This window comes from Nitrospirota bacterium (genome assembly GCA_016214855.1).
GTDB lineage: Bacteria > Nitrospirota > Thermodesulfovibrionia > Thermodesulfovibrionales > UBA6898 > UBA6898.
The window spans coordinates 25,113-35,504 of record JACRMT010000006.1 but is presented as its reverse complement, the minus strand read 5'-3'; the positions used below and the strand labels follow the sequence as shown (position 1 = coordinate 35,504).

Genomic DNA, 10,392 nt, shown 5'->3' with positions numbered 1-10,392 from the left:
CGGCATATTACGTGGTGCAATGTGCCAGGAAAATCAAGTCGCGCTTGCCTTGGCATGAACTTTTGTTTCAACCCTTCCTCTATAAGCTAACTGATTCAACTACGTCCCCTAATGGCCTTAAAGACGGAGAAAAAAGCAGCAGACTAAGCGCTATCAGCGTACAAAGCAGTTGTTTCTGTCCCCCCATCATCGTCCCCAGTCCCCTCATTTAACGTATTTTATTCTGCTTTGTACAGCAACGTCTTACTATCCGGCAGGCGCGATATGTGCTCTGTCCACTGCTTACCCTCTTCGAGTCGTATGATGACTATCTCACTGCCGCCATCCATCTGCTCCTCAATAACCACCCTGCCGGAAGTGATTTCAATAACCTTGCCGTTCTTCCCTATGGCATCCCCTATCTTGATGATCTTCTTCGTTCCGTCTTCCATCTTCACCACCGCCCTCTCGTCCTGAGAAGAGATTTTGAGGAGGTGGATGGAGTCGACTGTGTCGGCATGAGCGAAGCTGGAAGTCATGAGTATTGACATAATAAGACCAGCGCTTCTGTTGAATGTAATGAAAAGTGCCATATCTACTGATCCACCCTCTCCAATGATGGCAATTTTCCGAACAGGTTTCGTGTTCGATCATACTCAAGATTTCTTGTATAGTCAGGGTTTAGATAGTAGGTAAATCTGAGATCAATCGTTTTTTGAAATGCTGGATCAAAACCAATATCACCCTGAATCTTTCCATACATAGCTCGGATAAGCTTATTGTCCTTCATTTCTGAGCGCACTCTGAAGATGTAACTATTGCCATTATCAAAATCACGCTCTAATGGCTTTCCAGGTATCTTGCGCATCACTCTTTTAAATATAGACTGATAACCATCCTCGGGAGCAAAGCGCGGCAGCTTGAAAATGCTTCCATTCCTTAGATCTTCATTCACCATCTGAATTCCGTCGAATTTATTGGGGAAAGAAATAATGAGAGTACTTATGAAATCACCTTCGCCCGTATACGTCTCATCCAGCTTAAAAATAAAGTCTGCATGTTTGCCCTTCCCATAGGGCGGCATCCACGAATATTCCATCAGATCAAACCCCGCTTCCTTGCCCGCTGCAGGAAGACGAAGACCTGACATTTGAGTATCACGCGCATACATGGGAACCGGATTTCTTATCTTGCGGAGCACCAGCTTGATTTCAGGATTCCATGGGAGCCATTTGTAACTCATAGGTATCCACTTACTTCCCTCAACTTTGACGAAATCAAATGAACCGTGACTATCGTAATATCCCGGCTTGCTTGCTCCATAAGAGGCTCTTCCATCGGTATCCGCCGATGCCGTAAATTTGCCGGATGAGTCACTTTTGCCGTCAAAATTCTTATTCTTCACTCTACTAAACGTGATTCCCATATCAATACTGCTCATCGGGACACTCTCTTCATCCACAATCTGCACTGTTATTTTGGCTTCTGGCAATGCATAAACTGATGGTTTCCATAGCACAAATATCACGCCAATGCCCAATAAAATTAATAGTGTTTTTTTCACTTTGCAACTCCTTTCTCTATAACGTCTACCATGGCTTCAAACAATCTAAAGACAAAAGGATATGCTACTTCTCTGGCATCGCTGTGTCGCCATGACAAATCCTTATCCCTTATCTTCGGCCAGATACCTGCCCGCTGGAATTTGACTTGTATGTCCGTATTAGTAATCTTCAGTTCAGAATTTACTATCACCTCATTCCCCCCTGCAGGCAATGTCATTGCCGGAAATACCTCGGCAAGCAGCCGAGAGCGCCGGGTATAATCAATGCTGTTGAGTCCAATGGTCCCACTCGTAAACAGATCATCCTGAGTGCCTTTGTTAAAGAAAGGCTTTGCTTTTAAATCAGATGAGAGTATCTGATTTGCCTCAGATGTCGGCTTCTGAACAGTTATGGATAATTCTACATTGTTCGGATCAGTTACTAATTCGTCCCACTCGTGATTAAAGCCCCAGCCACCGTAATTGCTCCCGAGAAGCAGTCCAATCGGTAGACGACCTTTCAACCTCTCCTGCGTCACCCAAGAAAACTTACCGCTATTTTTAACAATATCGACGACTGCTTCCCATGAAGACTGATTGTATGGCAACTTGCCAAGAGCGTCTTCACCGGAAGAGTAGAAATTGTAATACTTGGTGCCGCTTGGCCTGACTTTAAATCGGTCTCGCCATGTCAGCTGCCGTCTGGCATCGTTCTTAGCAAAAAGCGTGTACCATTCCGATGCAAAAAGAAAGTCCTTATAGCCAGCGCCTGCCCATTCCTGATGGTCCATATATCGCTTCTGAAGGGAAGCTACAGGTGATGATTTCTTGTCGATCTCCTGTACCGAAGCTCCATCATAAGCCTCCATAGCAACAGCCGCATCTATCATAAAATAGTTCTTAATCTTTCCGTTGACATCCCAGAAATCAGCATTATCTGTAAGCATCGCCGATATCACCATATTCCCGAGACTGTGGCCTGCAAGCGTAATCTCTCCATCTATCGAATTCAAAAGAAAATCCCTTAAAGCAGGCGCCGTAGCAAAGGCATGTTGCACGTTAATATGGTAATTTCTGGTAAATGGAACGCTTCCTATCGCGGGAATTTCCTGCGTATCCCACCCATCCCATGTCACACCCCAGAAGCGCGCCTTCGAGCCTGACCAGAACATGCGTTTAAACATCTCCGACTGCCAGCCTCTGGCCTCCTGACCATTCACATTGTAGCCATGAAGGAAAACAAAGTTTTTGATATTCTCCGGGTCAGCGCCCATACATTCGACATCAGGGCACTTCGGCGCATCATTCCTGCTCAGCTCTCCTGCCTTTGATCCTGCAGCAGGCACCAGTGCAGCGTTTGCCGCAGGGTTTAGATTCCTATGTCTAAACATTTGCTCAACACCAGATAGGCTCAGGTTGAGTTTCATCGACACTACTGCCTTCTGATTGGCATCTATGACCACAAGTTCAAGAGGTTTTGACGACGCCTTTCTCCCCTCAATAAGAACAACCCCTATCTTCCCTAATTTTATGCCCTCAAGAAAGGCTGGCTTATCGGGATGATTGTTTAAAAATGTCCCTTCCGTATTAATCCGCGCCGTGTTTGCATCGCCAAGATCATTGGGAATTTTCAGATTGTTATCATCGCCTCTCAGATGATACCCCGCATGCAAAGCCTCTAAATCCGTAAACACAAAATTAAGACTCTCATCTTCAGATCTGAGCTTATATGCATACTTGGCCGGTTCATAGTTCTTAAGCAGATCTCTTATATCCAGATACACCGGGAAGAAGTCTATAAGGTCACGAGTACCATTCACTACATGGTCAGAGTAGTTAAGATATGGCTGCATAGCATAGTTATTTGCTTGCGGTATATCACTGCCATCCGTTTCCCCCTCATCATCGTCGTCGTTTATCCAGAAGTAGAACGTATCCCCCCGGAATGCCCTGTCCCGGTCTGCTCCATCAATGATCCCATTGTGGTCATAATCCGGGATCAGCGCTGCATTCAACAGCGGCACCTTCTCGCTCCTCACCTCTATGGCGCTGCCTCTGTTGAGCACTGCTTCTGCTGCATAGGTTGCATTGACATCGAACCTGGACCCGGGCGTGATGGTTACACTATCGCTCCCCTGGGTCTTAATCCCCGGTAAATATCCCGCCCAGTACCCGTCCATCAACAGATCTATATCCACTATTGAAGCCGAGTATTCAGGGGGCAGGATAGTGTAGTTGAGTTTTGTATCGACATAGGTATATCCCTTATCGCTGCGCATCATTAGCTTGGGCTCCGTGGTGAGCGACACATCCACTCCATAAGCCGTGTAATTGGTTTTGATAAAGTAGTCTGAACCATAGCATTCTGTTTGTTCTGTGACCACGTTTTTCAGACAAATTCCCGTCTGCGGCTTCCCCGTATCCTTATCAAAAAAGACGAACTGGCTTGATCTCAGGGTTGCCTGCCGAGCAACAGGAACTTCGGACAGGACTATAAAATTATCCGTGCTAAAATTGTATCTGATCTCCGGGACAGTTATCGTTGCCTCTCCCCAGGCCTCTATGACGTTCTTCAAAGGTTCTGCTCCGGTTGTATACGCTGCCTGGTATTTTCCGCTGCCAAGGTTGTTCACAGCAGTTACCGTTCCTCCGCCTGTTATAGGGGTAAAGGTGACCGCACCGTCAGTAATCTTGCTGGTCTTGACTAATCCGTCCTTTGACTTGACCTTCCAGCAGCTTGTCTGCTGGTTATCTATCGTACAGGCAGCAGGGCCTTCTGTTACCATCTCTTCATAGGTGACGAACAACTCGGCAGTCAGTGGCGACTTCAGCGGCGTTCCTGCCTTTGCAGCATTGGCTAACTGTCCCTCAGGGGTATAGATCTCAAGCCGCTTGAGGTGGAGGTTGTGCGGGGCGTAAGCATCTGCGGTCTTCCTGTATCCGCCGCTTTTAAGCTTGAACTCGGTAGGGGCCACCCCGGTGAGATTCAGGGCAGTCACCTGGACCGTGTATTCCGTATTGACCGTGTTCCCGAGGACCGCGCTTATTTTCCCGCCGTAGTATTCTGTCTTTACGCTGACAGAATCATAATACTTGCTGCATTCCCCATACAAAGGGAACGGCAGACTGCATTCCTCCTGCTTATACAGTTTGACATTCCGGTAGTTTGCCGGAAGCGGGACATCCGGCTTACCGGAGACTGCAGGAGATACCCTAAACAGAATATCTACGTTTGATAGGGGATTTCCATACCGATCCACGACCTTTCCGACAAGGTTTCCAACAGGACTGTTCACCAGCGTCTCTGACTGATTCCCAAAGACGTCTATGATATTCTTGCCCGGCCCTTCTATGTCCGGTCTTCCGTAGGCGTTGAATGGCTGCTGAATGCCAATGTTGCCGGTTGTTGCCATTACGAGATTCAGTCCGATTTGGGTGATAAATTCATCTTTTTCATTGAGTTTTGTATACAGGGGATTGTCTGCCGTATATAACCCGAGGAAATATTTGGTCTTTGCAATTCCGTTATTACCTGTTTTGACCTCAATTTTATCCTGAAATTCCCCAAGAGCGTTTTTTCCAAAGTTGCCGCCTCCGGCTACTACCCTGAAGGTCACCTTTGCACCTTGAACCGGCACTCCCTTTTTGTCCTGGACAAGAACCATGAGCTGCTGCCCCAACTGCTTTCCGACTATCCCGCTCTGCCTGTCTGTCGGGGCTATCCTGACTATGGATGTAGCTGGCCCGATGCTCGGCTTTCCATTGTAGGGAGTTCCAAGGGCTGCCTTAAGATAGTTATTCAGCCATTCCTTTATTGCTGTCATCCCGCCTGCTATCATCCCAGATAGCATATACCCGGCCTCACCAGTGGAAGGGTTTTCCTTGATATATCCCACGCCGGTCCAGTCTTTATAGCTTATAGCGTTCAGCAATAAGCCGTCAGCTGAGGGGATGCGAACAATGTAATTCTGATTAACTGCGTTTATGATGTCTTCCTTGATGTTGTCGTCAAGGTCAGAGGCAGAAAGTACTGCTGTGATGTTCGTCTTGTCTACGGTCAATAGCTGTCCGCTAAAAGCTGATTGCTGATCGCTTATTACCTGTATCAGCTTCGCCGTTGAAATGGACTCAACCTGAAAATCATCCTCAAATATCTTATGCTCAAGCACAGAGCCCTGAAGGCCGGAGAGTTGCATGAAGGTCTTATGCCTGTCGGCAGTAATGGGTGATGCGTTATGGGTAATGGGTGATGCGTTATGGGTAATGGGTGATACAGCACGAAGCGACGCATCGATAAATACCCCTTTCCATTCAAATCCATGGGGCATGTCAAGGAGATAGGTAACATCGATCACACCGCCGACGGTAACAACAGTCGGTATCGGTCTCGATATCGCCAGATGCATCAGTGATGCAAGCTCGTCCTCTGCCTGGTTCCACCGGTCAATGTATCTGTTTGCCTCTTTAAAAAGTATCGCCTCTGCATCATCCTCTTCGCTTATGGCTGAAAGCTGACTGCTGATAGCTTTCTGTGCCACTATGCCGATTGCTGTCAGGTTTCCGGCAATATGGCTGTTGGAGATTCTCTCAGTGCCATGAGGCGATATGAGTTCTATTGTAAGTGTATAGTCTTCTCCCATAGGCAGCCCATCCTTACCAGCCACCACCATCTCTCCGTTTATCTTCAAAACAGGCCGCAGCCTTGCTGGTATCCAGTCCGAGCCAGGTGGGATCGCTGTCATCTATCATCGTACCCCTGTAGTTGCCATAGGGTATCCGGCTTTCGATCCAGATATGCTCTATCTGAAGGTTTGTTATCTTTCCTCCCTGTATCACAGGCTTATACGGTATGCCAGCCTTCTGGAAGAACTCTGCCATCTTTAGAGGGTCTTCAATGCCTGTGAGGTTCTTTGCCTTTTGGATATCAGGGAAGAACTCTATTGTGCCCCTTACATACCGTGTCGGAAAGCCGGAGGCGCGGAGCATTGCAGCAAGAAGTGTTGCCTGGTCACAGTCATTGCCGCTTCTCTGTCTCAGGGTCTCTTCAGCTCCTTTCATGCATCCCCAGTACCATTCGGTCTCGATATTGTTCTTTACATATTCGTAGATTGCAACCGGTTTCCAGTTGAGGGACTGGGCAAGAGTTGCTATTTCGAGTGATAAAGGGGCCCCTGGTGTATCTTTTGTATCATCAGGGCTGACTGTCTGGCTACCGCCCTTGTACGCAGGCTTGATTGCAGGACTTGCATCAGGCTCCCGTGCAGGGTAGTTAAGGTTTTTGTATGGAAGGCTTCCATGTATCGGTCTTCTGTTTTTGGGAAGGATTTTGTCGAGAAGGGTCTTGAGGGTTTCGATTACCTCCCTCTGTCCCCCTTTGCCAAGGGGGGAAGTTAAGGGGGGTGTGGCTGATTGCTGAGCGCTAAATAGCTGACCGCTTATTGCTGATAGCTGTTCGCTTAAATTCAGATACTCTCCAATGGCATTCAGATATCCTTCTTCCATGGCCCGGTGCCGTTGCCCTGCCTTTGCCCCAAGTTGATTGGCGGCTTCCTGTCGCAATCTGAATCGCTCCTGAAGCAATGCAAGCGAAATCTTAACGCTCTCAGAGATATCTTTGAGTTTGCTTATCTCTATGTCGATGGCAGGGCTATTATTCAGCTTCTGCCGTGCCTGAAGGACAATGGCCCTGCTCTGGATCAGTGACTGCTGAAGTTCTTTCTCAAGGTCAGGCTCGAAAGCTTCTGCTAAAAAAGGAATAAATAGGAAGATAAAATATGCGGCAGATAAAACAAACCTGTATAACTGTACACAACCCCGATAGCCCCGTTCCACTTGCCCCTCCACAAGTCAAGTCAGCGTCTCTGTATATAGTGATCGCAGTAAGCCTGCAAAATATATCAGGCTGTTAGTTCGCCTGTCAAGAATTATTTTATGGACCGCATTGTTCACGTATCGATCCCCGGGATGAACAATGGCCGTTCATATGATCAGCCCTGTCATTGACAAAGCCCTGCCGCCGTGATAAAAGAATAGCGGAGGGATTGATGGCTCACAACACCATAAGGAATAACAGATCGTCTGCTTTGTTTCTGCATTACGCGGTCTGTAGCTGTCTCAAGGGTTTTCTTCCTGCTTTCAGGGAAATACTTATTCTCCTGTTCGGCATCATTCTTCCTTTTGCCATTACGGCTCCGGCCTCTGCCCAGTCCGTAAAGATCGGCGTGCTTGCATACAAGGGCAAGGACGTTGCGGTCAGGATGTGGCAACCCACAGGCATGTACCTGCAGAAGAGCATTCCGGGAACGTCGTTCGAGATCATTCCTCTCACGTTTGACGAGATCGATGATGCGGTCCGTAACAACAGGATCGATTTTATTATTGCGAACAGCTCGATTTATGTGGAGCTTGAAGCCAGGTATGGCGTTACACGCATCGCTACCATGAAGAACCGGGGATTCAAAGGATCATCCACGGTCTTTGGCGGCACGATCTTCTGCAGGGCGGAAAGGGATGATCTTAAAACCCTTGCAGATATCAGGGGGAAGACATTCCTTGCGGTTGATGAGACCTCACTGGGAGGATGGCGTGCCGCATGGGGGGAGTTTCATGCTGCCGGCATCGATCCGTACAAAGATCTAAAGAGCCTCTCCTTTACGGACAATCACGAGAGCGTTGTAATGGCTGTCCGGGACGGGAAGGCTGACGCAGGAACAGTCAGGACCGATACCCTTGAGCGCATGGCAGAGGACGGGAGGATCGCCCTGCAGGAGTTTAAGATAATCAATCCCAAAACAAAAAATGGGTTCCCTTTTCTGCTCAGCACCAGGCTCTATCCCGAATGGCCCATCGCACGCCTCGAAAAAACGCCTGAGGAGATCGCAAGAAAGGTCGTCATTGCCCTTCTGAACATGCATCCTGAATCAGGCCCTGCCGCAGCGTCAAGAATATATGGATGGACCATACCACTGGACTATCATGCTGTGCACGATCTTCTTAAGGAGTTAAGGCTCCGTCCTTACCAAAATTACGGTAAGGTCACCTTCTCCCAATCCATGCGCCAGTACTGGTATGTGATGGTTTTGATCATCCTTACCATAACCGGCATGACCCTCGTTATTTTACATATCCTTAAGCTGAATCGGCATATCCTGCTCGCCAAGCAGGATGCAGAGGACGCCCGGAACAATCTGGAGCAGCAGGTCGTAGCCAGAACAGCCGACCTTCGGGATATGAACACCGAACTGATGCATGAGATCAATGGGAGAAAGCAGACCGAAGAAAAACTTCTCCTGGCCGAAAAAGAGAGAAGCGAGCAGCTGATCTTTCTGCAGTCTATCATCGACAGCGTTCCTGACCCGATCATGGTGATCAGCTCCGACTACCGCATAAAACTTATGAACGTGCAGGCAAAGACAAACCTGTCGGATGACGGCACCTTCTGCTATCAGGTCTCGCACCGGGCAGGCAGTCCGTGCAGCGACGATGGACATCCCTGTCCTCTCAGAGATGTGCTGACCACGAAGAGACCCGCAACAGTGATCCATACCCATAAGGGGGCGGCAGAAAATGATACGATCGTAGAGATCACCGCCTCGCCGATCTTTGACAGCGCCGGCAATGTGGCGTATATCATCGAGCTCTGCAAGGATATAACCGAGAGGGTCAGACGGGAGCATGATCAGAAGCGGGCAGACGAGAGGCTTTTTCGTCAGCAGAAGGAAGAGTCGATCGCGACCCTTGCAGGAGGCATTGCCCATGACTTTAACAACATTCTTATGGGGGTCCTCGGGAATGCAGAACTCCTGAAGCTGAAGCTTCAGCTTCAGCCCGAAGCATCCCGGCCTCTGGACACCATTATCGCAGGCGTTGAGCGTATGGCTGACCTGACGCGCCAGATGCTTGCCTATGCCAAAGAGGGAAAGTACCAGCTCAAATGCGTTTCTCTGGGCAGTCCCATCAGAAAAGCCCTTGATCTCAGCCATAAAGGCAAGGCAGCAGCAACAAGGATCGCGCTCTCTCTTCCTGAGGACCTCTGGCCGGTCATGGCAGATGAGAACCAGTTCATCCAGGCCTTTGTCAATCTCTGCAATAATGCCTTTGAAGCGACTGAAGAACACGGCGGGACACTTACAATCAGCGCTGAGAACATACGTGCAAGACCTTCCTGGACCTGCTCCCTGCATCATGAACACCCTGAGGGTGATTATGTCTCAATCTCTTTCACTGACACGGGCACCGGCATTCCTTCGGACATAGCAGACAAGATTTTCGAGCCTTTTGTGACCACAAAATTCATGGGGAGGGGACTCGGCCTTTCGGCAGTGTCAGGCATCGTGCATAATCACGGCGGCTGCGTCACCTTTTCGAGCGAAGCAGGCAAAGGCGCGACATTTCATATACTGATCCCGCGCTCAGAGGAAGCTGCCCAGGCATTGCCCATCGTGAAGACAGCACCACCCGCATCAACGCAGAAGAGCATCCTGATCGTTGATGACGAGCCGGATATCCTCCAGTTGCTCAAGACAGGACTCCTGAGCCTCGGCTACGACGTTATTGGGGTCGATACCGGTGAAAAGGCAATAGGATCCGTTCAATCTGTCCCGGACCGGTTCGAGATCGTTATTCTTGATCTTCAGCTGCCGGGGATAAGGGGAAGGGAAACCTTTAAAAGACTTAAAAAGATCAGACCTGACATCAAGATAATCATATCAACAGGATACGACCTCAGTTCGGCCTTAAGCGAGATAAGTCCTTTGATCCCCGACGGATTTATCCAGAAGCCCTATAAGTTGTCTGTGCTGCAGGAAAAACTGGGAGAAATCCTGCATTAAACCATAAGAGCTGTTCGAGTTGTTTGGCCTGCAGACTAT

At 48.7% G+C, this 10,392-nt stretch carries 5 protein-coding genes; 1 reads left to right on the top strand and 4 read right to left on the bottom strand.

What is annotated here, in order from left to right; translation table 11 throughout:
* Nucleotides 1-218 precede the first annotated feature (218 nt).
* The 4 genes from HZB62_07685 to HZB62_07670 are packed head-to-tail and all read right to left on the bottom strand — an operon-like array spanning nucleotide 219 to nucleotide 7,354.
* Nucleotides 219-572 carry a hypothetical protein gene (locus tag HZB62_07685; protein ID MBI5075031.1) on the bottom strand — a complete coding sequence of 118 codons (354 nt, stop codon included), beginning with the start codon at nucleotides 570-572 and terminating at the stop codon, nucleotides 219-221.
* Between the two features lie 2 nt (nucleotides 573-574).
* Complete coding sequence (locus tag HZB62_07680) at nucleotides 575-1,543, bottom strand: hypothetical protein (protein MBI5075030.1); 969 nt, start codon at nucleotides 1,541-1,543, stop codon at nucleotides 575-577.
* The gene (locus tag HZB62_07675) at nucleotides 1,540-6,264 is read right to left on the bottom strand and encodes a hypothetical protein (GenBank protein MBI5075029.1); all 4,725 of its coding nucleotides are present in this window, start codon (nucleotides 6,262-6,264) and stop codon (nucleotides 1,540-1,542) included. The genes HZB62_07680 and HZB62_07675 overlap by 4 nt, the downstream gene beginning before the upstream one ends.
* Nucleotides 6,176-7,354: a transglutaminase domain-containing protein gene (locus HZB62_07670; GenBank protein ID MBI5075028.1), complete on the bottom strand. Its 1,179-nt coding sequence runs from the start codon at nucleotides 7,352-7,354 to the stop codon at nucleotides 6,176-6,178. Before HZB62_07670 ends, HZB62_07675 begins: the two co-directional genes overlap by 89 nt.
* A 212-nt stretch (nucleotides 7,355-7,566) precedes the next feature.
* Here HZB62_07670 and HZB62_07665 point away from each other — a divergent pair, with 212 nt between their 5' ends.
* A complete protein-coding gene (locus HZB62_07665; GenBank protein MBI5075027.1) occupies nucleotides 7,567-10,353 on the top strand; it encodes a PhnD/SsuA/transferrin family substrate-binding protein in 2,787 nt (928 codons plus the stop codon).
* The last annotated feature ends 39 nt before the right edge of the window (nucleotides 10,354-10,392 follow it).